General features: G+C 71.3%; 19 protein-coding genes. 7 read left to right on the forward strand and 12 right to left on the reverse strand.

Annotation, left to right across the window (positions count from 1 at the left end; translation table 11 throughout):
- Positions 1-81: 81 nt before the first annotated feature.
- The 3 genes from ACT2CW_RS09445 to ACT2CW_RS09455 all read right to left on the reverse strand — a co-directional run bounded on the left by ACT2CW_RS09445 (position 82) and on the right by ACT2CW_RS09455 (position 5,879).
- Positions 82-1,542 (reverse strand): aldehyde dehydrogenase family protein, encoded by a 1,461-nt coding sequence (locus ACT2CW_RS09445; RefSeq protein WP_182470696.1) that lies wholly within the window; start codon positions 1,540-1,542, stop codon positions 82-84.
- A gap of 150 nt (positions 1,543-1,692) precedes the next feature.
- Positions 1,693-3,444: a PucR family transcriptional regulator gene (locus ACT2CW_RS09450; RefSeq protein WP_445516249.1), complete on the reverse strand. Its 1,752-nt coding sequence runs from the start codon at positions 3,442-3,444 to the stop codon at positions 1,693-1,695.
- 269 nt (positions 3,445-3,713) lie between these two features.
- On the reverse strand, positions 3,714-5,879 hold the full coding sequence (locus ACT2CW_RS09455) for an ATP-binding protein (protein WP_445516250.1): 2,166 nt from the start codon (positions 5,877-5,879) through the stop codon (positions 3,714-3,716).
- Between the two features lie 248 nt (positions 5,880-6,127).
- Between ACT2CW_RS09455 and gabT the strand changes: the two genes are divergently transcribed.
- Both gabT and ACT2CW_RS09465 read left to right on the forward strand, forming a co-directional pair.
- The gene (gene gabT / locus ACT2CW_RS09460; protein WP_445516251.1) at positions 6,128-7,477 is read left to right on the forward strand and encodes a 4-aminobutyrate--2-oxoglutarate transaminase; all 1,350 of its coding nucleotides are present in this window, start codon (positions 6,128-6,130) and stop codon (positions 7,475-7,477) included.
- A gap of 351 nt (positions 7,478-7,828) precedes the next feature.
- Positions 7,829-8,515: a phosphatase PAP2 family protein gene (locus ACT2CW_RS09465; RefSeq protein ID WP_445516657.1), complete on the forward strand. Its 687-nt coding sequence runs from the start codon at positions 7,829-7,831 to the stop codon at positions 8,513-8,515.
- A 21-nt stretch (positions 8,516-8,536) separates the two neighbouring features.
- On the opposite strand, the gene ACT2CW_RS09470 is transcribed toward ACT2CW_RS09465, so the two are convergent.
- The 7 genes from ACT2CW_RS09470 to ACT2CW_RS09500 all read right to left on the reverse strand — a co-directional run bounded on the left by ACT2CW_RS09470 (position 8,537) and on the right by ACT2CW_RS09500 (position 16,445).
- On the reverse strand, positions 8,537-9,985 hold the full coding sequence (locus ACT2CW_RS09470; protein ID WP_445516252.1) for an NAD(P)/FAD-dependent oxidoreductase: 1,449 nt from the start codon (positions 9,983-9,985) through the stop codon (positions 8,537-8,539).
- A 5-nt stretch (positions 9,986-9,990) separates the two neighbouring features.
- Positions 9,991-10,788 carry an ABC transporter permease gene (locus ACT2CW_RS09475; protein WP_138917285.1) on the reverse strand — a complete coding sequence of 266 codons (798 nt, stop codon included), beginning with the start codon at positions 10,786-10,788 and terminating at the stop codon, positions 9,991-9,993.
- Complete coding sequence (locus tag ACT2CW_RS09480; RefSeq protein ID WP_445516253.1) at positions 10,785-11,741, reverse strand: ABC transporter permease; 957 nt, start codon at positions 11,739-11,741, stop codon at positions 10,785-10,787. Before ACT2CW_RS09480 ends, ACT2CW_RS09475 begins: the two co-directional genes overlap by 4 nt.
- The gene (locus ACT2CW_RS09485; protein WP_445516254.1) at positions 11,738-12,889 is read right to left on the reverse strand and encodes an ABC transporter ATP-binding protein; all 1,152 of its coding nucleotides are present in this window, start codon (positions 12,887-12,889) and stop codon (positions 11,738-11,740) included. Before ACT2CW_RS09485 ends, ACT2CW_RS09480 begins: the two co-directional genes overlap by 4 nt.
- Before the next feature lie 21 nt (positions 12,890-12,910).
- A complete protein-coding gene (locus ACT2CW_RS09490) occupies positions 12,911-14,158 on the reverse strand; it encodes a polyamine ABC transporter substrate-binding protein (RefSeq protein WP_445516255.1) in 1,248 nt (415 codons plus the stop codon).
- 80 nt (positions 14,159-14,238) lie between these two features.
- Complete coding sequence (locus ACT2CW_RS09495; RefSeq protein WP_445516256.1) at positions 14,239-15,759, reverse strand: gamma-aminobutyraldehyde dehydrogenase; 1,521 nt, start codon at positions 15,757-15,759, stop codon at positions 14,239-14,241.
- Between the two features lie 251 nt (positions 15,760-16,010).
- Complete coding sequence (locus tag ACT2CW_RS09500; RefSeq protein WP_414084674.1) at positions 16,011-16,445, reverse strand: DUF4190 domain-containing protein; 435 nt, start codon at positions 16,443-16,445, stop codon at positions 16,011-16,013.
- Between the two features lie 115 nt (positions 16,446-16,560).
- Here ACT2CW_RS09500 and ACT2CW_RS09505 point away from each other — a divergent pair, with 115 nt between their 5' ends.
- The gene (locus tag ACT2CW_RS09505; RefSeq protein ID WP_445516257.1) at positions 16,561-17,217 is read left to right on the forward strand and encodes an NADAR family protein; all 657 of its coding nucleotides are present in this window, start codon (positions 16,561-16,563) and stop codon (positions 17,215-17,217) included.
- On the opposite strand, the gene ACT2CW_RS09510 is transcribed toward ACT2CW_RS09505, so the two are convergent.
- On the reverse strand, positions 17,157-18,278 hold the full coding sequence (locus tag ACT2CW_RS09510) for a hypothetical protein (RefSeq protein WP_445516258.1): 1,122 nt from the start codon (positions 18,276-18,278) through the stop codon (positions 17,157-17,159). The genes ACT2CW_RS09505 and ACT2CW_RS09510 overlap by 61 nt on opposite strands.
- A gap of 111 nt (positions 18,279-18,389) precedes the next feature.
- On the opposite strand from ACT2CW_RS09510, the gene ACT2CW_RS09515 reads away from it, so the two are divergent.
- Both ACT2CW_RS09515 and ACT2CW_RS09520 read left to right on the forward strand, forming a co-directional pair.
- Positions 18,390-19,412: an adenosine deaminase gene (locus ACT2CW_RS09515; RefSeq protein ID WP_445516259.1), complete on the forward strand. Its 1,023-nt coding sequence runs from the start codon at positions 18,390-18,392 to the stop codon at positions 19,410-19,412.
- Positions 19,409-20,116 carry a glycerophosphodiester phosphodiesterase gene (locus ACT2CW_RS09520; protein ID WP_445516260.1) on the forward strand — a complete coding sequence of 236 codons (708 nt, stop codon included), beginning with the start codon at positions 19,409-19,411 and terminating at the stop codon, positions 20,114-20,116. The genes ACT2CW_RS09515 and ACT2CW_RS09520 overlap by 4 nt, the downstream gene beginning before the upstream one ends.
- Positions 20,117-20,204: 88 nt before the next feature.
- Here ACT2CW_RS09520 and ACT2CW_RS09525 read toward each other — a convergent pair whose 3' ends face one another.
- Positions 20,205-21,656 carry a gamma-aminobutyraldehyde dehydrogenase gene (locus tag ACT2CW_RS09525; protein ID WP_445516261.1) on the reverse strand — a complete coding sequence of 484 codons (1,452 nt, stop codon included), beginning with the start codon at positions 21,654-21,656 and terminating at the stop codon, positions 20,205-20,207.
- A 178-nt stretch (positions 21,657-21,834) separates the two neighbouring features.
- On the opposite strand from ACT2CW_RS09525, the gene ACT2CW_RS09530 reads away from it, so the two are divergent.
- Together ACT2CW_RS09530 and ACT2CW_RS09535 are read left to right on the forward strand one after the other, a co-directional pair.
- The gene (locus tag ACT2CW_RS09530) at positions 21,835-22,308 is read left to right on the forward strand and encodes an Lrp/AsnC family transcriptional regulator (protein WP_020868121.1); all 474 of its coding nucleotides are present in this window, start codon (positions 21,835-21,837) and stop codon (positions 22,306-22,308) included.
- 2 nt (positions 22,309-22,310) lie between these two features.
- Positions 22,311-23,672, forward strand: a complete 1,362-nt coding sequence (locus ACT2CW_RS09535; RefSeq protein WP_445516262.1) for an aspartate aminotransferase family protein — start codon at positions 22,311-22,313, stop codon at positions 23,670-23,672.
- The last annotated feature ends 95 nt before the right edge of the window (positions 23,673-23,767 follow it).

The following is a 23,767-nucleotide window of genomic DNA, read 5'->3' on the forward strand; positions in this document are numbered from 1 at the left end:
CCGGAGTGGCCGGGACGGGTCAACCCCATGCCTTCTTCGTACGCCGAGCCCGACGCGAAGCGGGGCCCGGCGGTGGGTGGGTCAGAGGTCGAGGCCGGTGAGGACCATGACCCGCTCGTAGGTGTAGTCCTCCATCGCGTACCGCACGCCCTCGCGGCCGACGCCGGACCTCTTGGCGCCGCCGTACGGCATCTGGTCGGCGCGGTACGAAGGCACATCGCCGATGATCACGCCGCCGACCTCCAGCGCGCGGTGGGCGCGGAAGGCGGTCCGCACCTCACGGGTGAAGACGCCCGCCTGGAGGCCGTACTTGGAGTCGTTGACGGCCGCGAACGCCTCGTCCTCGTCCGCCACCTTGTGCAGGGTGAGCACCGGTCCGAAGATCTCCTCGCAGGAGAGGGTGACATCGGCGGGGACGTCCGCGAGCACGGTGGGGGCGTAGTTCGAGCCCTCGCGCTTGCCGCCGGTCAGCAGCTTCGCACCGGCCCGGACGGCCTCGTCCACCCAGGACTCGACGCGCTTGGCGGCGTCCTCGCTGATCAGCGGGCCGACATCGGTGGCGTCCTCGGCCGGGTCGCCGGTGGCCTGCGCCTCGACGGCCGCGACGATCTTCGGCACGAGCTCCTCGTAGACGGACGCGTCCGCGATCACCCGCTGTACGGAGATGCAGGACTGTCCGCCCTGGTAGTTGGAGAAGGTGCCGATACGGGTGGCCGCCCAGTCGAGGTCGGCGTCGGCGGCGTAGTCCGACAGGACGACCGCGGCGCCGTTGCCACCGAGCTCCAGGGTGCAGTGCTTGAGCGGCACCGACTCCTTGATCGCGTAGCCGACCTTCTCCGAACCGGTGAAGGAGATGACCGGCAGCCGCTCGTCCTGGACCAGCGCGGGCATCCGATCGTTGGGCACCGTGAGGACGCTCCAGGAGCCCGCCGGGAGCTCGGTCTCGGCCAGCAGCTCGCCCAGGATCAGCGCGGACAGCGGGGTCGCGGGCGCCGGCTTGAGGATGATCGGCGTGCCGACGGCGAGCGCGGGGGCGACCTTGTGGGCGCTGAGGTTGAGCGGGAAGTTGAACGGCGAGATGCCGAGGACGGTGCCGCGCGGGAAGCGGCGGGTCAGCGCGAGCCGCCCGGTGCCACCGGCGTCGGTGTCCAGCCGCTGGGCGTCCCCGCTGTTGAAGCGGCGGGCCTCCTCGGCCGCGAACCGGAATACGGACACGGCGCGGCCCACCTCGCCACGTGCCCACTTGATCGGCTTGCCGTTCTCGTCCGAGATCAGCCGGGCGATCTCCTCGCCGCGCTCGGCCAGGCGGCGCGACACATGGTCCAGCGCGGCGGCGCGGACGTGAGCGGGGGTCGCGGCGAACTCCTCACGCACCGCGTCGGCCGCGGCGACGGCCTCCTCGATCTGCGCGTCGGTGGGAACGCTCACCACGCCGACGCGGCGGCCGTCCCAGGGCGAGGTGACCTCGAGCGTGCTCTCGCCCGTCGCCTTGCGGCCGGCGAGCCAGAACGCATGGGTGACAGCTTCGTGTGTGTCTGGCACAGCGGATCCCGACCCTTCTGAAGTGGTGTCTCACCTCCCACCGTAGGCGCGCACCGGCCGCTCGGCGTTTGTCCGGGGCGTAGCAGTCGAGGGCGCGGGCGCTACGCATTGGCGTGCCGGATCGGGAGGAGGGGGGCTGGGGTGGGCGCTTCAGGTCGAGGTGCCGGGGGCCGTGGCCTTGAGGGCCAGCCACAGCTCCATGCGGACGTCCGGGTCGTCCAGGGAGCGGCCCAGGATCTCCTCGACGCGGCGCATCCGGTAGCGCAGGGTGTGCCGGTGGACGCCGAGGTCGGCGGCGGCCGCGTCCCACTGGCCGTGCCGGGAGAGCCAGGCGCGCAGCGAGGCGACCAGATCGCCCCGGCCGGTGGCGTCGTGCTCGTGCAGGGCGCGCAGCATGCCGTCCGCGAACGCCCTGACGGCGTCGTCGGCGAGCAGGGGCAGTACGGAACCCGCCGCCATCTGCTCGTGCTCGACCAGCATCCGGCCGCGGCGGCGCGCCACCGACAGCGCCTGCTCCGCCTGGCGGTAGGCGGCCGCGGCGGCGATGGGGCCCGCGGGGGCGGACAGCCCGATGACGAGCTCTTCGCCGCCGCGCACGGCGGCCGCGGCGCGGTTGCGGGGGCGGGCCTTCGTCCCCCGGCGGGCCTCGACGGCCTGGGCGTGCTCGGCGCATGCCGCGACCGCCGCCCCGCCGTCGGGGGCCAGCACGATGAGCCGCTCGCCGTCGGGCACGACCAGCACCGACTCGCCGATGCGGGCCGCGGCCGCCTCCATGGTGTCGACGAGCGTGCCGAGGGGGTCGGCCGCCTCGGCTTCACCCGTGGCCGTGGTGGTGGCCTCCGCGGGGAGTTCCGCGGCGGCCTCGTCCGCGGCGGCGGGCGCCGTGTGGGCCTGCTGGGCCGTACCGCCGGACGGCACCTCGGCGACCAGCATCCGGAACGGCGCGTCGAGCAGCCCGCCGTACAGCCGCCCGGCGACCGCCCGCGCATGGTCGGGCTCGCCCGCGAGCAGCATCCGCAGCACGGCGGCGCCCAGCCGCTGCTCGGCCTCCTGGAGGGCGCGGGAACGCTCGGTGGTCAGGGTCAGCAGCGCGACCGCGGAGTGCACCGCGTAGCGCTCGGCGGTGCCCAGCGGGGCGCCCGTGCCGACCGCGAGGAATCCGCGCGTACGGCGTCCGGTGCCCAGCGACTGGAGCTCGACCCGGTCGGCGACGGGCGTGTCCTCGGCCGGTTCCGCGCCCGTGGCCCCGGCCGGCCCGCAGCCGCCGCCGACCACGATGCTCGCGGGGCCGGGGCGGGAGCGCAGCCGCTCGATGTCGGGGGTGAGCCGGGCGGCGCGGCGGGCGGCCCAGTCGGGGGCGGCGGCGACCACGGCGCCGGAGACGTCGTAGAGCGCGGCCCAGCCGTCGACATGGGCGGCGAGCCGGGCGAGCAGCGCGGCGGGCCCCTCGGCGCCGATGGCGGCACGGGTCAGCTCGCGCTGCGCCTCGAACCCGGCCGTCACGGCCCGGTACTGGTCAGCGGCTATCGCCGCGGAGACGGCCTTGCTGATCGCGATGAAGGGGGTGCGGCGGGGTACGCCGAGCAGCGGCAGCCCCTCCTCCTTGGCCGCCGTGGCGAGCGCGGGCGGCACCTCGGCGTAGTTGACGCCGAGCGCGAAGCCGAGCCCGACCACGCCCGCGCCGACCAGCCGCCGCACATAGCGGCTCATCTCCTCCGGGTCATCGGCCTCGATCTGCATCGCGGTGATCAGGAGCAGCTCGCCGCCCTCCATATACGGCACGGGGTCGGCCAGCTCGCTGACATGTGCCCAGCGCACGGGCGTCTCCAGCCGGTCCTCGCCCGCGAGGACGGACAGCTTGAGACCGGGGTGGCGGACGAGTGAGGCGAGCGTGGGAGGCATGGCACCTTCGAAGCGAATGCGACGACTTGCGATGACTTCACCGCCCCGTATGAACGGCTACTGCCGATTCTGCCTCAATGGAGGAAAACGCGGAATTGACGGCCTGATTTCGCCATGGGTATGTCCGTGACGCAGCGGTTCCGGTTGCCCCGGTCACCCTGAACGAGGCAACCGGGGCGGATGACCCAATGACCGCACTTACCGCGATGGCCGCAATGACCCCAATGACCTCAATGACCGCGATGAGGACCGCCCGGGGCGGCGGCCGATCAGCCGCGCAGATCCACCAGCACCGGCGGCCCGCCCTCGCCCCTTACGGAGGTCACCGACAGCACCGCATGACCCGGGGGAACCGCATGGGCCAGCTCCGAGGCGGACCAGCGCTCGCGCTCCACCGTCCGTACGGTCACCGACTGGGTGGTCACCGCCTTGCCGGTGGCGACCTTACGGATGAAGTGCAGCACCTTGGTGAGCGGTTCCTCGGCGATGATCTGCCGGTCGGTGACGTCCCGGGTCTCGACCCACTCCGTCCCCCACACCTCCGCGAACCGCGCCCCGTCCCAGGTCGTCACGCCCGCAAAGGCCATCCGGCAGCCGACCGCGCCGAGCAGCGCGCTGCGCAGCGACTCGGGGACGTCGTCGAGGGTGCGGAGGGTGAGCACGGCGCCCGCGTGGGCGGAGCGGAGCCGCTGGATACCGCGCAGGGCCTCGGGGGTGATGGTGTGCGAGGCGTCGTCGAGGACCAGGCAGGCGAACAGCGAACGGTCGGCGCGGCCCACGGCGCACTCGGTGAACTGCGCCAGGACCAGCCGCGCGAGCATCCGCGACGCCTCCGCGTGGCCCCGCTCGGGCAGGTCGATACGGACCCGGAGGGGGTGTTCGAGGGCGCGGAGCGAGAACGGGCGGCGGTCGCCGGTGGTGTCGAAGAAGTCGGCGAACGCGGGCCGGTCCAGCAGCGCGATCCGGTCCGCGAGCAGCGCGCCGACGTCCCCGGGCGCGCCCGACTGCCGGACCCGCGCCTCCAGCTCGCGGGCCTGCGCCCGCTCCCCGGCCTCGTCCAGCGCCTCGCGCAGCGCGTTGACGGCCGCCTTGGAACCGTCCAGCAGCTCCCGCAGGTCCGGGACGGACGGGAAGCGGCCGTGGGCGGCGCGGTAGGGGCCGAGCAGCTGGGCCAGCGCGGTGGCGGCGCGCCGGCTGTCCCCGCCCGGGAGCGAGGCCGCCATGTCGCCGATCAGGGCCTCGGCGAGGATGCCCGCGGCCTCGTCGGGGTCGGTGGTGCCGCCGTAGAGGTCGAGGTCGTAGCCGGAGTCGGGCCGGCCGATCTTCACGACGACGTCGAACGCCTCATCCGCCCCGAGCCCGGCCCCCGCCGCCCCGACCGCCACGACGGCGACCTGCCCGGCGAGCGCCTGGAGACACAGCGACTCCACGACGGGCCGCACCACCCGCCCCGTCTTCCCCGAACCGGGCGGCCCGACGGCCAGCAGCGAGGTGCCGAGCACCTCCGGGTCGAGGGCGAGCCCGACGCCGCGGTGCTGGTAAGGGTTGCGGGAATCCTCGGCCGCGGTGCCGAGCCGGACCTGCTGGGCGAGAAGATCATGGCGCGCCGTCCTTACGGGCAGATCCCGCGCCCCGGACGGATGGCCGTAGGAGGCGGCACCGTGGCGCAGCACGGTGTCGGTGAACGAGGCGAGCGAATTGCTCCCCGCCCGCACGGACTGCCAGGCGCGCTCGATCCGGGCGTGGTCGACGTCACTCATCGCCCCCGCCCGCGCGTCCGCCGCCAGCCGATCAGCCGCACTGTGCGCCCCCGCGGCCCGCAAATGCGGCCACTCCACCGGATCCCCCTCCGGCCGCCCCGCGGCAGCCGCCTCCGGAGCGGGCTCATCCCAGGCCCGCCGGAAGAGGGGCGCGACGTAGCGGCGCCAGACTTCGGGCCAGTGGCCTACGCGACCGAAGATCACGGCGATGGCGCAAAGAAAGATGCCGTAGTAGGTGTACGTCGCCACGACGTAGGCCATGTCTCCGTCCTCGGACCAGGAGTCCGGAGTGAGCAGGTCCAGCGGCCAGAGCCAATAGCCACCCAGGTACCCGTTCCAGAGCAACGACCAGACCAGCCAGCCGCAGAGCGCCGAGATCAGGGCCCCGCCGAGCAGCCGCTGCCCCGGAATCCGATCCGGCTCCTCCGGCGCCTTCGGCTTGTGCTCGTACGTCCACACCCCCGGCGCCGCCTCGGCCCGCGGAGCGCGCAGCCAGGCGACGAAGGACGGGCGGGCTGCGGGCGCGGGGACCGGAGGCGCGCCGGGGGCCGCCGGGGGCGCGGTCGGCGGCATCGGCGGCGGGCCGGCGGGAAAGGAAGGCGGGGATTGCGGGGGCGGGGGTGGGGGCGGGTTGTGGCGTGTGCTGCGTGGGTCGAACGTGCCCTCGGTGTCCATGTGCTGCCCCTTGCCCCCTGACCGGCTGTTCCTCGGCTTTCGCGCCATCGCTCAATCTAGTGTTCCCGCGCGGGGAGTTCAGCGACCCGGGCGGGCCATCTCACTCTCGGGAGCCGTAAGGCCGTCGTCGGGCTATGGCCGCCGCGGACAAGGAAACACGCGCAGTGCTCCCGAACGGAACATGCCTCATCCCTCGCCACGCCCATAGCCTGCGACTAAAACCCCTGTTCTTTCCCCTGGAGCCCGTCATGACCGAACTGTCCGGAGGCCCGGCCCTCCCCCAGGAGCGTCGCGTCGTCACCGCCATCCCCGGCCCGAAGTCGCAGGAGCTGCTCGCCCGTAAGAACGCGGCGGTCGCCGGTGGGGTGGGGAGTGTGCTGCCGGTCTTCACCGTGCGCGCGGGCGGCGGTGTGATCGAGGACGTGGACGGCAACTCGCTGATCGACTTCGGTTCCGGTATCGCCGTGACCTCCGTCGGCTCCTCCGCGGACGCCGTCGTGCGCCGGGCGTCCGCGCAGCTGGCGGACTTCACGCACACCTGTTTCATGGTCACGCCGTACGAGGGCTATGTGGAGGTCTGCGAGGAGCTGGCCCGGCTCACGCCCGGCGACCACGCCAAGAAGTCGGCGCTGTTCAACTCGGGCGCCGAGGCGGTGGAGAACGCCGTGAAGATCGCCCGTTCGTACACCAAGCGCCAGGCGGTCGTCGTCTTCGATCACGGTTACCACGGCCGGACCAACCTCACCATGGCGCTCACCGCCAAGAACATGCCGTACAAGCACGGCTTCGGCCCCTTCGCGCCGGAGGTCTACCGCGTTCCGCTCGCCTACCCCTACCGCTGGCTGACCGGCCCGGAGAACTGCGCCGAGGAGGCCGCGGCCCAGGCCATCGACATGATCAGCAAGCAGGTCGGGGCCGAGAACGTGGCCGCGATCATCATCGAGCCGATCCTCGGCGAGGGCGGCTTCATCGAGCCCGCCAAGGGCTTCCTGCCCAGGATCGCGGAGTTCGCCAAGTCCAACGGCATCGTCTTCGTCGCGGACGAGATCCAGTCCGGCTTCTGCCGCACCGGCCAGTGGTTCGCCTGTGAGGACGAGGGCATCGTCCCGGACCTGATCACCACCGCCAAGGGCATCGCGGGCGGACTGCCGCTGGCCGCCGTCACCGGCCGCGCGGAGATCATGGACGCGGCGCACTCCGGCGGCCTCGGCGGCACCTACGGCGGCAACCCGGTGGCGTGCGCGGCGGCGCTCGGCGCGATCGAGACGATGCGCGAGCTGGACCTCAACGCCAGGGCCAAGCGCATCGAGGAGGTCATGAAGGGCCGCCTCGCCGCGATGCGGGAGAAGTACGACATCGTCGGCGACCTCCGCGGCCGCGGCGCCATGATCGCCATCGAGCTCGTGAAGTCCGGCACCAAGGACCCCAACCCCGAGGCCACGGCCGCCGTCGCCAAGGCCTGCCACTCGGCCGGGCTGCTCGTGCTGACCTGCGGAACCTACGGCAATGTGCTGCGTTTCCTGCCGCCACTGGTGATCGGCGAGGACCTGCTGAACGAGGGTCTCGACATTCTCGAGGGCGCCTTCGCCGAGCTGTGACTGTGAGTGGCCGATGGGTGGCGTGAAGAAGATGTGCGGGGCCGATGACAGGTGGGTGATCGGTCTGTCGGGCGGGGCTTCGCTGCCGTACGGTCATTGCAGATGAGAGAAACACCCCGCTCGCAGGGGACTGCGGGCGATGCCGAGCCGGTGCTTCCCCAGCCCCGACCCGGCTGTGCCCTCGCGCACACCACTGGAGCCTCCGGCTCCGGATCTCCTCACCGATCGGACGGCCGCCCGCCCCAAACCCCCCGGGGCGCGCGGCACACCGATCGCCACGGCGGCCCCGGAACCACCCCCCCTGTTCCGGGGCCGCCGACTGTTCACTCCCCTTCCGCGCCACGGGCGCCACTGCCCGCGCCCTTCGCGCCCCTCGTGCCCCTCGCACTGATCGCGCTGCTCGCCCTGTGCACCTGGCAGATCGCCGCCCACGGCCCCCTGCGCGCCTACGACGAACGGCTCGGCCGCGCGATCGCCGGCTCGGCGCTCCCCTCCCCCGTCGCCGGGTTCCTCGCCGACCTCGGCAATACGGCGGTGGCGGTCCCCGTCCTCGCCGTCGCCCTCGGCTGGGCGGCGTGGTGCGCCCGGCGCGCGGCGCAGCCGCGCTGGTGGCTGACGCCGCTGGCCGCCGCGGTGGCGATGGCGGCGGTTCCGGCGCTGGTGGTTCCGTTCAAGGCGCTGATCGACCGCCCCGGCCCGCCCGGGCCGCTGGCGGGCGGGACCGGGTTCTTCCCCTCCGGCCACGCCGCGACGGCCGCCGTCGCCTACGGCACGGCGGCGCTGCTGCTCCAGCCCCTGCTGCGCCCGAGGCTCCGGCGGCCCCTCCTGGTGGCGGTCGCCGTGCTGAACCTCGCCGTGGCCGCCGGGCTGGTCCGGCGCGGCTACCACTGGCCGCTGGACACCGTCGCGAGCTGGTGTCTGGCCGGTCTACTGCTGTGGACGGTGTTCAGGGTCAGCCGATTGAGCCACAACGGTCGGTCCAACCCCGACCCCCACAAGCCGCGGCCGCCCCGGGCCGCGCCGAGCGACCCGGGGTGACCACGGCGCGGGGCTCCGCCCTCAGCTGTCGAACCCCAGCCCCACCTTGTCCATCGCCTTCAGCCACAGATTGCGGCGCCCGCCGTTCGCGTCGGCCCGGGTCATGGACCACTGGGTGATGCCGATCCCTGCCCACCGCACCGGCTCCGGCGGGAAGGGCAGGGGCTTGCTGCGGACCATCTCCAGGCGGGTGCGCTCGGTGCGCTCACCGGCGAGCAGATCGAGCATCACCTCGGCGCCGAACCGGGTCGCCCCGACGCCCAGGCCCGTATAGCCGAGCGCGTACGCCACCCTCCCCCCGTGCGCGCTGCCGAAGAACGCGGAGAAGCGCGAGCAGGTGTCGATGGCGCCGCCCCAGGCGTGGCTGAAGCGCACCCCCTCCAGCTGCGGGAAGCAGCGGAAGAAGTGCTCGGCGAGGGTGCGGTAGGTGGCGGGGTGGTGGTCGTACTCGGCGCGCACCCGACCGCCGTAGCGGTAGACGATGTCGTAGCCGCCCCACAGGATGCGCTGGTCGGCGGTGAGCCGGAAGTAGTGGAAGTGGTTGGCGGTGTCGCTGAGTCCCTGCCTGCCCCGCCAGCCGATCGCGTCGAGCTGCTCCTGGTCAAGCGGCTCGGTCATCAGCGCGTGGTCGTAGACGGGGGTGATGTACGGGCGGACGCGGCGTACCAGCGCGGGGAAGGCGTTGGTGGCGAGCGCCACCTGGCGGGCGCGCACCCGGCCGAAGGGGGTGCGGACGGCCATCGCCGCCCCCGCGCTCGCCAGCCGTTCGGCCGGGGTGTGCTCGTAGATCCGTACGCCCAGCTCGGCGCAGGCCCGCGCCAGGCCCCAGGCGAGCTTCGCGGGGTGCAGCATGGCCACGCCGCGGCGGTCCCACAGCCCGGCGAGGAAGGTGGGCGAGTCGACCTGGGCGCGCACCGCGTCGCGGTCGAGGAACTCCTGCTCCCCGACGCCGAGTCCGGCCGCCAGCTGGGCGGCCTCGCGCAACTCGGCCACCTGGTACGGCTCGGTGGCCACATCGATCTCGCCGGTGCGCTCGAAGTCGCAGTCGATGCCGTAGCGCTCGACGGCGGACTCGATGGCGTCGAGGTTGCGGTGGCCGAGCCGCTCGAGTTCGGCCAGCTCATCGGGCCAGCGGGCGGCGCCGTTGCCGAGGCCGTGGGTGAGGGAGGCGGCACAGAAGCCGCCGTTGCGCCCCGAGGCGGCCCAGCCGATCTCCTGGCCCTCGACCAGGACCACCTCGCGGTCGGGGTCGCGCTCCTTGGCGATCAGGGCGGTCCACAGTCCGCTGTAGCCGCCGCCGACGACGAGCAGATCGCACCGCTCCTCCCCGACGAGGGCGGGGCGGGGGCCGGGCCTGCCGGGGTCGTCCAGCCAGTACGGCCGGTACGCGGCCCCGGCCAGGGCCTTCCACGCGGACGGGGTGGGGGCACCCTCGCCCCCGGACGAGCGGGTCATGGCGTCCGTGGCCATGGTTCTCAGCTCCTCTTGCGGCGGGCGCCGGCCAGTTGGCCGACGAGAACGCACAACACCGCGACCGCGAACATCGCCGTTCCGATCACATTGATCTGCACGGGCGTGCCGCGCTGTGCGGATCCCCAGACGAACATGGGGAAGGTCACGGTCGAGCCGGCGTTGAAGTTGGTGATGATGAAGTCGTCGAAGGAGAGCGCGAAGGACAGCAGCGCGCCCGAGGCGATACCGGGCGCCGCGATCGGCAGGGTGACGCGCAGGAAGGTCTGCGCCGGGGAGGCGTAGAGGTCCTGGGCGGCCTGTTCCAGCCGGGGGTCCATGGACATCACCCGCGCCTTGACGGCCGTCACCACGAAGCTCAGGCAGAACATGATGTGGGCGATGAGGATCGTCCAGAAGCCGAAGTCCACGCCCATGTTGAGGAAGAGGGTGGCCAGCGAGGCGGCCATCACGACCTCGGGCATCGCCATCGGCAGGAAGATCAGGCTGTTGACCGCGGGACGGGCCCGGAAGCGGTAGCGGGCCAGCGCGAAGGAGATCATCGTGCCGAGGACGGTCGCGCCGATCGTCGCCCATACCGCGATCTTCAGGCTGAGCGAGAGCGAGCCGCACAGGTCGGCGACGCCGCATGGATCGGTCCAGGCGTCGGTGGAGAACCGCTGCCATTCGTAGTTGAACCGGCCGTTGGGCTTGTTGAAGGAGAAGACCAGGACGACGACGTTGGGCAGGATCAGATACGCGAGGGTGCCGAGCCCCGCGATGACCACCAGGTTTCGCCGTATCCAGCGCGTCAGGGCCGTCACACCAGGTCCTCCGTCCCGGACTTGCGGATGTAGACGGTGACCATCGTGAGGATGGCCGCCATGAGGATGAAGGACAGCGCCGCCGCCGTCGGATAGTCCAGCACCCGCAGGAACTGCGACTGGATGACATTGCCGATCATCTTCTGGTCGGTGGAGCCCAGCAGTTCGGCGTTGATGTAGTCGCCCGCGGCGGGGATGAAGGTGAGCAGCGTGCCCGCGACGACACCCGGCATGGACAGCGGGAAGGTCACCCTCCGGAAGGTGGTGACGGGGCGGGCGTAGAGGTCCCCGGCGGCCTCGTGCAGCCGGGGGTCGATGCGCTCCAGGGAGGTGTAGAGCGGAAGGATCATGAAGGGCAGGAAGTTGTACGTCAGCCCGCAGACCACCGCGAGCGGGGTGGCCAGCACCCGCTGCCCCTCGGTGATCCCCAGATAGCTGGTGACGTCCAGGAGGTGCAGCGAGTTGAGCGCGCCCACCACCGGGCCGCTGTCGGCCAGGATCGTCTTCCAGGCGAGGGTGCGGATCAGGAAGCTGGTGAAGAACGGCGCGATGACCAGGATCATCACCAGATTGCGCCAGCGGCCCGCCCGGAAGGCGATGAGGTACGCGAGCGGATAGCCGAGCAGCAGACACAGCACGGTGGCGGTGGCGGCGTAGAGCACCGAGCGCAGGAAGTGCGGGTAGTACTCGGTGAGCGCGTCCCAGTAGGTCTGGAAGTGCCAGGTGACCTTGAAGCCCTCTTCGAGGGAGCCGGTCTGGACGGAGGTCGACGCCTGGTAGATCAGCGGCGCGGCGAAGAAGATCAGCAGCCAGAGGATGCCGGGGAGCAGCAGCCAGTAGGGCACCAGCCGCTTGCGGACGGCGGGCTTGATCAGGGGCGGCTTCTGTACGGGCCCGGCGTCCGGCGCGGGCCCGTCGTCCGGCGCGGCTTCGGGAGTGGCCGTAACGCTCATGGGGCCTCCTCGTCCAGCTCCGTACCGGCGTCGATGTCCTGGGCCGCGTCGAGGCCGAAGGTGTGGGCGGGGTTCCAGTGCAGAACGACCTCGGCGCCGGGGACGAGCCGGGCGTCGCGCTCGATGTTCTGCTCGTAGACGGTGATCTCGGGGCAGTCCGGGGTGGCGATGAGGTACTGGGTGGAGACGCCGATGAAGCTGGAGTCGACGATCCGCCCGGTGATCCGGTTGCGCCCCTCGGGGACGGACCCGGCGTCCTCGGCATGGGCCAGGGTGATCTTCTCGGGACGCACCCCCACCAGCAATTTCCCACCCGTGCGGACGGGCGCGCTACATCGGTCGGCGGGCAGGGCGAGCTTGCCGCCGGCGGCGGTGAGGACGAGGTCGCCGCCGCTCTTGTCGGTGATCTCGGCCTCGATGAGGTTGGAGGTGCCGAGGAAGTTGGCGACGAAGGTGGTGCCGGGGTTCTCGTAGAGGTCGGCGGGGGCGCCACGCTGCTCGACCCGGCCGCCGTTCATCACCGCGACCGTGTCGGCCATGGTCATGGCCTCCTCCTGGTCGTGGGTGACATGGACGAAGGTGATGCCGACCTCGGTCTGGATGCGCTTGAGCTCCAGCTGCATCTGGCGGCGCAGCTTGAGGTCCAGCGCGCCCAGCGGCTCGTCGAGCAGCAGCACCCTGGGGTGGTTGATGAGCGCGCGGGCCACGGCGACGCGCTGCTGCTGGCCGCCGGAGAGCTGCTGCGGTTTGCGGCGGGCGAAGTCACCGAGCTGGACCAGCTCCAGCATCTCCCCGACCTGCTTCTTCACCGATTTGACGCCGCGCCGGCGCAGTCCGAAGGCGACGTTCTCGAAGACGTCGAGGTGCGGGAAGAGGGCGTAGCTCTGGAAGACCGTGTTGACGGGCCGCTTGTGGGGCGGCAGGGCGGTGATGTCCTCACCGGCCAGCTGGACGGTCCCGGTGGTGGGGTCCTCCAGCCCCGCGATCATGCGCAGGGTGGTGGTCTTGCCGCAGCCGGAGGCGCCGAGCAGGGCGAAGAAGGAGCCGGCGGGTATGTGCAGATCGAGCGGGTGGACGGCGGTGAAGGACCCGTAGGTCTTGCTGATCCGGTCGAGCCGGACGTCGCCGCCGGAGGTGGGCTGGGTCATGGCGGTGCGCTTCCTCGCTTGTCAGGCGCCGGTGAGCTTGGCGAACTTGTCCTCGAACGCCGCGTCTTCCTTGCTGGAGAGCGAGCGGAAGGAGTGGGACTTGGCGGCCATCTCCTCGTCCGGGAGGATCAGCGGATTGTCCGCCAGCGACTTGTCGATCTTCGCGAGCTCCTCGCGCACCCCGTCGACGGGGCAGACGTAGTTGATGTACGCGGCGATCTTCGCGGCGACCTTGGGCTCGTAGAAGTAGTCGATGAGCCGTTCGGCGTTCCTCTTGTGGCGTGCCTTGTTGGGGACCAGGAGGTTGTCCGTGGCCGTCATATAGCCGGCGTCGGGGATGGCGAACTCGATCTCGGGGTTGTCGGACTGGAGCTGGATCAGGTCCCCGGCCCAGGCCATACAGGCGGCGAGGTCGCCCTTGGTGAGGTCGCCGGTGTAGTCGTTGCCGGTGAAGCGGCGGACCTGGCCCCGGTCGGACGCCTTCTGGAGGCGGGCGATCGCGGCGTCGTAGTCGTCGGCGGTGACCGTCTCGGGGCTCTTGCCCATGTCCAGGAGGGTCAGCCCGACGGTGTCGCGCATCTCGGTCAGCAGCCCGACCCGGCCCTTGAGCTTGGGGTCCTCCAGCAGCTGGGAGACCGAGGTGACCTTACGGCCGCCGGTGGCCTTCTTGTTGTACGCGATGACGGCGGGGATACCGGTCCACGGGTAGGAGTGGGCGCGGCCCGGGTCCCAGTCCGGAGTGCGAAAAGGTTTCGCCAGATTGGTGTAGGCATGGGGCAGGTGGGCGGGGTCCAGCGGCTGCATCCAGCCGAGCCGGATCATCCGGGCGGCCAGCCAGTCGGTGACGCAGATGAGATCGCGGCCGGTGTCCTGGCCCGCCGCGAGCTGCGGCTTGATCTTGCCGAAGAACTCGACGTTGTCGTTGATGTCCTCGGTGTACTTGACCTTGATGCCGGTACGGCGCTGGAACGCGTCCAGGGTCGGATGGCGGCCGCCCTTGCCGACGTCCATGTACTCGGTCCAGTTGGAGAAGGCGAGCCGCTTCTCCTCGGCGGAGTGGTCGTCGGAGGCGTTGTCCACCTCGGTGCGTCCCGCGGGCGGGATACCGCAGCCGCCGAGCGCCCCGAGCCCGCCGACGGCGATCGCCCCGGCGCCTCCCGCACGCAGCAGGGAGCGGCGGGTGAGCGCCATACGGCCGCTGGTCATGGAGCGCCGCATCGCGGCGATCTGCGGTGGGGACAGGCTCTCGGGCTCGTGCCGTGCTTCCATAAGCTGTGCCTTTCGAGGGTGTCGGCCGGTGGCGGCCGGCCGAGGCCACGCGGAGGTGGCCGCACATTCAGGTCTGTCGGTCAGGTCTGTCGGTCCCCGAAGACCGTGCGGTGCCAGTCCTTGCGGACCACCGCGGTGTTGTCGAACATCACATGCTTGACCTGCGTGTACTCCTCGAAGGAGTACGCCGACATGTCCTTGCCGAAGCCGGATGCCCGCACTCCGCCGTGCGGCATCTCGCTGATGATCGGGATGTGGTCGTTGATCCAGACGCAGCCGGCCCGGATCTCGCGGGAGGCGCGGCCCGTACGGTAGACATCGCGGCTCCAGGCGGAGGCGGCGAGACCGTAAGGGGTGTCGTTGGCGAGCGCGATGCCCTCGTCGTCGCTGTCGAAGGGGAGGACGACCAGGACCGGGCCGAAGATCTCGGACTGGACGACCTCGCTGTCCTGGGGCGCGCCGGTGATGAGCGTGGGCCGGTAGTAGGCGCCCTTGGCGAGATCGCCGCCCGGGGCCTCGCCGCCGGTGACGACGGTGGCGTAACCGCGGGCCCGCTCCACGAAGCCCGCCACGCGGTCGCGCTGGGCGTGGGAGATCAGCGGGCCGAGGTCGGTGTGCGGATCGAAGGGATCGCCCATCCTCACGGTCGCCATGAGATCGGCGACGGCTGCGACGAACGCGTCGTACAGCGGGCGCTGCACATACGCCCGGGTGGCCGCGGTGCAGTCCTGTCCGGTGTTGATCAGCGCGCCCGCGACGGCGCCGTGCGCGGCGGCCGCCAGGTCCGCGTCGTCGAAGACGACGAAGGGCGCCTTGCCGCCGAGTTCGAGATGGATCCGCTTGACGGTGGCGGTGGCGAGTTCCGCGACCCGCTTGCCGACCGCCGTGGAACCGGTGAAGGAGGTCATCGCCACCCCGGGGTGGGAGACCAGGCGCTCCCCCGCCTCGCGGCCGGTGCCGCTCACCACGTTGACGACGCCGTCCGGGAGACCCGCCTCGGTGGCCGCCTGGGCGAACATCAGCGAGGTCAGGGGCGTCAGCTCGGCGGGCTTCAGCACGATGGTGTTGCCCGCGGCGATGGCCGGGAGTACCTTCCACGCCGCCATCTGGAGGGGGTAGTTCCAGGGGGCGATGGAGCCGATGACACCAATGGGCTCGCGGCGGATGTACGAGGTGTGGTCGCCGCTGTACTCACCGGCGGCCTTGCCCTCCAGGTGGCGGGCGGCGCCCGCGAAGAAGGCGGTGTTGTCGATGGAGCCGGGCACATCGAACTCGGTGCTGAGCTTGATGGGCTTGCCGCACTGGAGCGACTCGGCGTGGGCGAGGTCGTCCGCCCGCTCGGTGAGCGCCGCGGCGAAGCGGTGCATCGCGTCGGACCGCTCACCGGGGGTGGCGCCCGCCCACTCGGGGAAGGCGGCCTCGGCGGCGGCCACGGCGGCGTCGACATCGGCCGTACCGGCGAGCCGGTAGCTGAACACCTGCTCGCCGGTGGCCGGGTCGACGACCGCGTGGATGCCCTCGGAGCCGCCCTCGCCCAGACGGCCCGCGATGTACTGGGCACCGTCGGCGAATCGCTCCGTCACGTCGAACCGCTGATCCATCGCGCTCTCCTCCGCCGATCCGCCCATAGGGGCACGGCGTAGCTACAACCGGAATTGATGGCCGATCCTGACAGAGGAGCAGCGCTTCAACAAGGGATTCCGTTGTTGCTTTTTGGTTTCGCGACGGATTCAGTGATCAGAGGGGCTTCGGCGTCACCGTTTCCGAGCCGGACCCCGGTCCGGACCGACGGATTGAGCAGCCGGTCCGGAGTCCGGTGGGGACCGCGTCCAGAAGCCGCTGGGGACTGCGTCTAGAAGACGGAGTCGATGGCGGCGTCCAGCGCGGCGAGGTAGATCGCCGGGAGCACCATGCCGATGATGCCGCAGACCAGACCCGCGGTGGCCGAGCCCCCGTTGTTCGCCTCGCCGCGGCTGACCTTCCCCTTGCCGATGGCGCCGAAGATGATCGCCAGGATGCCGAGGATGACCGCGAAGACCCACAGGAAGTAGGTGATCCCGCAGACCAGACCGACGATGCCGCAGACCAGCGCGGCCGTGCCCATGCCATTGCTCAGCTGCATCGGCGTCCCCGCCGCCCCCGGGTAGACGGGCGGCGCGGCGGGGTAGCCGGCCCCGGGGTACGGGGGCTGCTGGGCCGGGGGCTGCGCCGGCGGCGGGGGCGCGGCGTAGGGATTGGCCTGTGGCTCGTACGGTCCCTGCTGTGGACCGGGTGTGTTGCTGGACATCGTCGGTCTCCCCTCCTGGTTGACGTCCGGCAATGTTATGGGCAGGACTCATGCCTGGACAGCTCAATTGCCCAGGTCGGCGGGGCTGTCGGTGGCGGGTGCGAGAATCCTGGGCATGAAGACGAACGGGGTGGGGGATTCGGTTTCGGCGGAGGGGAGGCCCCCGGTTCCGGTGGACGGGGGCCCTCGGTCGGTCGAGGAGCTGGTCGAGCGGGTGGCGCGCGGTGAGCGCCTGAAGTACGTGTGGTTCTGGGGGCATCGCCCCAGGCCGGACGGAAGCGTGGGTTCGGGGTGCTTCAGCCAGTGGTGGCCGTCGCCGTTCACCGTGGACGGAGTCACCTATGCGACGGCCGAGCACTGGATGATGGCGGGCAAGGCGCGGCTGTTCGGCGACGCGGAGGCCGAGCGCCGGGCGCTCGACGCCTCCCACCCCAAGCAGTCCAAGGACGCGGGCCGCGCGGTGCGCGGCTTCGACGAGGAGACCTGGCGGCGCCATCGCTTCGGGCTGGTGGTGGAGGGCAGTGTGCACAAGTTCGACCACCACCCCGAGCTGCGCGCCTATCTGCTGGGCACCGGATCGCGGGTGCTGGTGGAGGCCAGCCCGGTGGACCGGGTGTGGGGCATCAGGCTTGCGGCCGACGACGAGCGGGCGGCGGACCCGGCCCGCTGGCGCGGGCTCAACCTGCTGGGGTTCGCGCTGATGGAGGCGCGTCAGCGGCTGATATCGGCGAGCGGTGGCGGGAGCACCGCCGGGGCCGAGACACCGGCATAGTCCGGGTCGTCATCGCCGCCCGAGTCGTCGTCCTCGGTGGCTATGTAGACGAAGATCATGACGATGCTCGCCACCACGGCGATCACCCCGAGGATCACCCCGGCCAGCGCCGAGCCGCCATTGGTCGCCTCGCCGCCGGCCGCCCTGGAGCGGCCGAGCACCCCGAAGATGATCGCGAGCACACCGAGGACGATGCCGAGCACGATGCTCGCGAAGAGCACGAGGCCGATGATACCGAGCACCAGGGCAGCCGTGCCGTGGCCGTTGTTCGGCACATACGTCCCGCCGGGCCAGCCCGGGCCGTACGCCCCTCCGGGGTAGGCGGCGCCGGGGTAGCCGGAGCCGGGGTAGCCCGTGCCGGGGTGGGCGGCGCCGGGGTAACCCGTGCCGGGGTGGGCGGTGCCCGGGTAGCCGTAGCCGGAATGGTCCTGGCCCGGCGCCGCGCCGTACGGGGACTGCTCGTACGGCGCCTGCTGGCCGTACCCGGGCTGGGCGTACCCGCTCTGGCCGTATCCGCCCTGGCCGTATCCGTTTGGCTGGGCGTATCCGTTCGGCGCGTAGCCCGCGGGGCCGTACGGTCCGGCCGGGTAGGCGCTGGGCGTGCCCGGGCCGGTCGGCGCGGGCGGCGGTGGGGGCACCGCGCCCGGCGCGGTCACCGGGCCCCGGGGCAGCGCGGCGCTCGGCGGGGGCGGCGGAGGGAGCGGGGGCGGCGGGCCCGGCATGGCGGGATGGGAGGTGAGGGTCGGCTGCTCGGCCACCCTGGGCCGGGGAGCGGGGGGCACCGGGGGCCGGGGCGCGGATATGTCCTGCTCGCCCACGCCCACCACGTTGTCCGCCACGCCCGCGTTGTCCGCTACGCCCGCGTCGGCCGCGCGGCTGTCCGCCGGGCCGCTGTCCGTCGGGCCGCTGTCCGCCGCGCCCATCTCCCCAGCGGCCTTGTCCATCGCGACCCGCTGCGCCGGTGGAGCCCAGGGGTCGCGGTCGAGCGGCTCGGGCTGCCTCGGCAGACCGGGTCGCCGCTGCTCATCCTGCGGCTCGGACGGGTCGTGCTGGTCGGCCATGAAGCTCCCCACAAAGACGTCCGCCCATGCTACGGCCTGTGGCGAGCCCGTCGGCGCCACACAATACGATGACCGGATCCCGCCGTCAGCGGGCGTCTCCCGGAGGTTTTGTTGACCGATCTGACCACCTTCATCGCCGGGCTGCCCAAGGCGGAGCTCCATGTGCACCACGTGGGATCCGCCTCGCCGCGCATCGTGGCCGAACTGGCCGCCCGCCACCCCGACTCCAAGGTGCCCACCGATCCCGAGGCCCTCGCCGAGTACTTCGTCTTCCGGGACTTCGCGCACTTCATCGAGATCTATCTCTCCGTGGTGGACCTGATCCGCGACGCCGAGGACGTCCGGCTGCTGACCTACGAGATCGCCCGCGACATGGCCCGGCAGAACATCCGCTACGCCGAGCTGACCGTCACGCCCTACAGCTCGACCCGGCGCGGCATCCCGGACACCGCCTTCGTCGAGGCGATCGAGGACGCCCGTAAGGCCGCCGAGTCGGATTTCGGCACGGTGCTGCGCTGGTGCTTCGACATCCCCGGTGAGGCCGGTCTCGAGGCCGCCGAGGAGACCACCCGGATCGCCTGTGAGCTGAACCCCGAGGGGCTGGTCGGCTTCGGTCTCGGCGGTCCGGAGATAGGGGTGCCGCGCCCCCAGTTCAAGCCGTACTTCGACCGGGCCATCGCCGCCGGGCTGCGCAGCGTGCCGCACGCGGGCGAGACCACCGGGCCGCAGACGATCTGGGACGCCCTCATCGAGCTGCGGGCGGAGCGCATCGGCCATGGCACCAGCGCCGTCCAGGACCCGAAGCTGCTCGCCCATCTCGCGGAGCACCGCATTCCGCTGGAGGTCTGCCCGACCTCCAACATCGCCACCCGCGCCGTCGCCACGATCGGTGAGCACCCCCTGAAGCGGATGGTCGAGGCCGGGGTGTTCGTCACGATCAACAGCGACGACCCGCCGATGTTCGGCACCGACCTCAACACGGAGTACCAGGTCGCGGCCCAGCTGCTGGATCTGGACGCGGCGGGCGTCGCGGCCCTCGCCAAGAACGCGGTCGAGGCGTCCTTCCTGGACGCCGAGGGCAAGGCGCGGCTCTCGGCGGAGATCGACGCCTACACGGTGGTCGCGGGCCGATGAGACCGGCGGGGGCGGGATGCGTCCCGGTCGGCCACCGCGGCGACCCGTATGTGTGCCGTGAGAACACCCTGCCCTCGATCCGCTCCGCGGTGCGCGCGGGCGCGGGCGCGGTCGAGATCGACGTACGGCTGACCCGGGACGGTGTGCCGGTGCTGCTCCACGACGCCACGCTGAAGCGGCTGTGGGGCGAGGACCGGCCGCTGTCCGGGCTGACCGCCGAGGAGGTGCGGCAGCTGACCGGCGGAGGCGTGCCGACCCTGCGCGAGGCGCTCGCCTGCGCCGGGTCCGCCCGGCTGCTGATCGACCTGCCGGACGCGTCGGCCGCGCCCGCCGCCGTAGCCCAGGTACGGGAGAGCGGGGCGGCCGACCGGGTGTACTACTGCGGCGCCCTGGCGGCCCTGCACGCCGTGCGCCGCGCGGACGCGGACGCCGAGATTGCGCTGACCTGGACCACGCTGGCCCCGCCGCGCCCGGCGCTGCTGGCCGCGCTGCGCCCGCGGTGGCTCAACTACCGCTTCGGGCTGGTCTCCCGGGAGCTGGTCGCCCGCCATCACGCCGACGGGCTGCTGGTCTCCGCCTGGACCGCCGACACCCGGCGGTCGATGTCCCGGTTGCTGCGGGCGGGCGTCGACGCGATCACCACCAACCGCGTCGCCGCCCTGGCGGCCCTGGTCCGGATGTCCCCCCTTGGCCATGACAGATGACCCTTTGGTCATGACAGATGACCCCTTGGTCATGACAGATGACCCTGCCATGACCACGTGACAAGCCGGCGCGGGAATCGGCCCCGCGTCAGCCCAGCGACGTCATCACGTGCTTGATGCGGGTGTAGTCCTCGAAGCCGTACGCGGACAGGTCCTTGCCGTAGCCGGACTTCTTGAAGCCGCCGTGCGGCATCTCGGCGACCAGCGGGATGTGGGTGTTGATCCAGACGCAGCCGAAGTCGAGCGCCTTCGACATCCGCATCGCGCGGGCGTGGTCCTTGGTCCACACCGACGAGGCCAGCGCGTACTCCACACCGTTGGCGTAGGAGATGGCCTGCTGCTCGTCCGAGAAGGTCTGCACGGTGATGACCGGGCCGAAGACCTCGTTCTGGATGATCTCGTCGTCCTGCTTGAGGCCGGAGACCACGGTGGGCGCGTAGAAGAACCCCTTGTCGCCGACCCGGTGGCCACCCGCCTCGACCTTGGCGTGCGCGGGGAGCCGGTCGATGAAGCCGCTGACCTGGGCCAGCTGGTTGGCGTTGTTCAACGGGCCGTACAGCACGTCCTCGTCGTCCGGCGCGCCGGTCTTGGTCTCGGCGGCGGCCTTGGCGAGCGCGCTCACGAACTCGTCGTGGATCGACTCGTGGACCAGCACCCGGGTGGCGGCCGTACAGTCCTGGCCCGCGTTGAAGAAGCCCGCGACCGAGATGTCCTCGACCGCCTTGGGGATGTCGGTGTCCTCGAAGACCACGACGGGGGCCTTGCCGCCGAGCTCCAGGTGGACCCGCTTGAGGTCCTTCGAGGCGCTCCCGGCGACCTGCTTGCCGGCCCGCACCGAGCCGGTGATGGACGCCATGGCGGGCACGGAGTGCTCGACCATCAGTCGGCCGGTCTCGCGGTCGCCGCAGATCACGTTGAAGACGCCCTGCGGATGGCCCAGTTCCGCCAGCACCCCGCCGATGATCTCGGCGAACAGCACGGTGGAGGCGGGCGTGGTGTCCGAGGGCTTGATGACGACCGTGTTGCCCGCCGCCAGCGCCGGGGCGAACTTCCATACGGCCATCATCATCGGGTAGTTCCACGGTGCGACCTGGGCGCACACCCCGACCGGCTCCCGCCGGATGATCGAGGTGAGCCCCTCCATGTACTCACCGGCCGAGCGGCCCTCCAGCATCCGGGCCGCACCCGCGAAGAAGCGGATCTGGTCGATCATCGGCGGGATCTCCTCGTCCCGCGTGAGACCGATCGGCTTGCCGGTGTTCTCGGACTCGGTGGCGATCAGCTCCTCCGCCCGCGCCTCGAAGGCGTCGGCGATCTTGAGCAGGGCCTTCTGCCGCTCGCCGGGCACCAGGTCGCGCCAGGCCGGGAAGGCGGCCTCGGCGGCGGCCATCGCCGCGTCCACGTCCGCGGCGCCCGACAGCGGCGCGGTGGCGTAGGGCTCGCCCGTGGCCGGGTTGACCACCTCCGTGGTCCGCCCGTCCGCGGCGTCCCGGAACTCTCCGTCGATGTAGTTGCGCAGACGACGCAGTTCGGTGGTCACGTGCCACCCCTCCTGTCAGCTGTCCGATGGGTGAGACACCCACAGTAGTCGCCAGTGCTGCGTTTTCAACATACCCGCCACACCAGAACGACGGAATCAGTGTTTTTGAGGTCTCTCAACGACGAAATTCATCGCAGAAGGGTTGCGACACGGGCGAGGCTCGTGCACAGTGAGGGTTGTGGCCACACCTGACAAGAACGGCACGCCGACCCTCGACTCCGTGTCCCTGGCGATCATCGAGCAGCTCCAGGAGGACGGTCGCCGGCCGTACGCCGCCATCGGAAAGGCCGTCGGGCTCTCCGAGGCCGCCGTACGGCAGCGTGTGCAGAAGCTGCTCGACCAGGGCGTGATGCAAATCGTCGCCGTCACCGATCCTCTCACCGTGGGGTTCCGGAGGCAGGCGATGGTCGGCATCAACGTCGAGGGCGATCTCGACCCGGTCGCGGACGCGCTGACCGCCATGGACGAGGTCGAGTACGTGGTCGTCACCGCGGGCTCCTTCGATCTCCTGATCGAGATCGTCTGCGAGGACGACGACCATCTCCTCGAAATGATCAACAAGCGGATCCGCACGCTGCCCGGTGTGCGCTCCACCGAGAGCTTCGTCTACCTCAAGCTCCGGAAGCAGACCTATACCTGGGGAACGAGATAGCAATGAGCGCCGACCTCTCCAAGACGGCGTACGACCACCTGTGGATGCACTTCACCCGCATGTCGTCGTACGAGAACTCCCCCGTGCCGACGATCGTCCGCGGTGAGGGCACGTACATCTACGACGACAAGGGCAAGCGGTACATCGACGGCCTGGCCGGCCTGTTCGTGGTCAACGCGGGCCACGGCCGGGTCGAACTGGCGGAGACCGCCTACAAGCAGGCCCAGGAGCTCGCCTTCTTCCCGGTGTGGAGCTACGCCCACCCCAAGGCCGTCGAGCTCGCCGAGCGGCTCGCGGGCTACGCGCCCGGCGACCTGAACAAGGTCTTCTTCACCACGGGCGGCGGCGAGGCCGTCGAGACCGCGTGGAAGCTGGCCAAGCAGTACTTCAAGCTGATCGGCAAGCCCACCAAGCACAAGGTCATATCCCGGGCGGTGGCCTACCACGGCACCCCGCAGGGCGCCCTGTCGATCACCGGTCTGCCGGGGCTCAAGGCCCCCTTCGAACCGCTGGTCCCCGGTGCCCACAAGGTCCCCAACACCAACATCTACCGCGCCCCGATCTTCGGTGACGACCCCGAGGCGTTCGGCCGCTGGGCCGCCGACCAGATCGAGCAGCAGATCCTCTTCGAGGGCGCGGACACCGTGGCCGCGGTCTTCCTGGAGCCGGTGCAGAACGCGGGCGGCTGCTTCCCGCCGCCGCCCGGGTACTTCCAGCGGGTCCGCGAGATCTGCGACCGCCATGACGTGCTGCTCGTCTCGGACGAGGTCATCTGCGCCTTCGGGCGGGTGGGCACGATGTTCGCCTGCGACAAGTTCGGCTACGTCCCGGACATGATTACCTGCGCCAAGGGGATGACCTCCGGCTACTCCCCGATCGGCGCGTGCATCGTCTCCGACCGGCTCTCCGAGCCCTTCTACGAGGGCGACAACACCTTCCTGCACGGCTACACCTTCGGCGGCCATCCGGTCTCGGCCGCGGTGGCCCTGGGCAACCTCGACATCTTCGAGCGCGAGGGACTCAACCAGCATGTGCTGGACAACGAGACCGCGTTCCGTTCCACGCTGGAGCGGCTGCACGATCTGCCGATCGTCGGCGATGTCCGGGGGAATGGTTTCTTCTACGGCATCGAGCTGGTGAAGGACAAGGCCACCAAGGAGTCCTTCGACGAGGAGGAGACCGAGCGGATCCTCTATGGCTTCCTCTCCAAGGCGCTGTTCGAGAACGGGCTGTACTGCCGCGCCGACGACCGCGGTGACCCGGTCGTCCAGCTGGCCCCGCCGCTGATCGCCGACCAGGCGGTGTTCGACGAGATCGAGCAGGTGCTGCGGACGGTGCTGACGGAGGCGTGGACGAAGCTCTGAGGCCACCTCGGCAGCTCAAGGCCATGCGGTTCAGGCCGACTTAAGGCCACGTGGCTCACCCGCTTAAGGCCACGTGGTTGAGGCCCGCTCAAGGC

Source organism: Streptomyces sp. NEAU-174 (assembly GCF_052665095.1).

Bases quoted from the DNA above. Each gene is read 5' to 3' on its own strand.
- ACT2CW_RS09490 (WP_445516255.1), bottom strand. From the start codon at position 14,158: ATGGAAGCACGGCACGAGCCCGAGAGCCTGTCCCCACCGCAGATCGCC.
- ACT2CW_RS09520 (WP_445516260.1), top strand. From the start codon at position 19,409: ATGAGACCGGCGGGGGCGGGATGCGTCCCGGTCGGCCACCGCGGCGAC.
- ACT2CW_RS09470 (WP_445516252.1), bottom strand. From the start codon at position 9,985: ATGGCCACGGACGCCATGACCCGCTCGTCCGGGGGCGAGGGTGCCCCC.
- ACT2CW_RS09510 (WP_445516258.1), bottom strand. From the start codon at position 18,278: ATGGCCGACCAGCACGACCCGTCCGAGCCGCAGGATGAGCAGCGGCGA.
- ACT2CW_RS09500 (WP_414084674.1), bottom strand. From the start codon at position 16,445: ATGTCCAGCAACACACCCGGTCCACAGCAGGGACCGTACGAGCCACAG.
- ACT2CW_RS09450 (WP_445516249.1), bottom strand. From the start codon at position 3,444: ATGCCTCCCACGCTCGCCTCACTCGTCCGCCACCCCGGTCTCAAGCTG.
- gabT (WP_445516251.1), top strand. From the start codon at position 6,128: ATGACCGAACTGTCCGGAGGCCCGGCCCTCCCCCAGGAGCGTCGCGTC.
- ACT2CW_RS09495 (WP_445516256.1), bottom strand. From the start codon at position 15,759: ATGGATCAGCGGTTCGACGTGACGGAGCGATTCGCCGACGGTGCCCAG.
- ACT2CW_RS09485 (WP_445516254.1), bottom strand. From the start codon at position 12,889: ATGACCCAGCCCACCTCCGGCGGCGACGTCCGGCTCGACCGGATCAGC.
- ACT2CW_RS09505 (WP_445516257.1), top strand. From the start codon at position 16,561: ATGAAGACGAACGGGGTGGGGGATTCGGTTTCGGCGGAGGGGAGGCCC.
- ACT2CW_RS09535 (WP_445516262.1), top strand. From the start codon at position 22,311: ATGAGCGCCGACCTCTCCAAGACGGCGTACGACCACCTGTGGATGCAC.
- ACT2CW_RS09480 (WP_445516253.1), bottom strand. From the start codon at position 11,741: ATGAGCGTTACGGCCACTCCCGAAGCCGCGCCGGACGACGGGCCCGCG.
- ACT2CW_RS09455 (WP_445516250.1), bottom strand. From the start codon at position 5,879: ATGGACACCGAGGGCACGTTCGACCCACGCAGCACACGCCACAACCCG.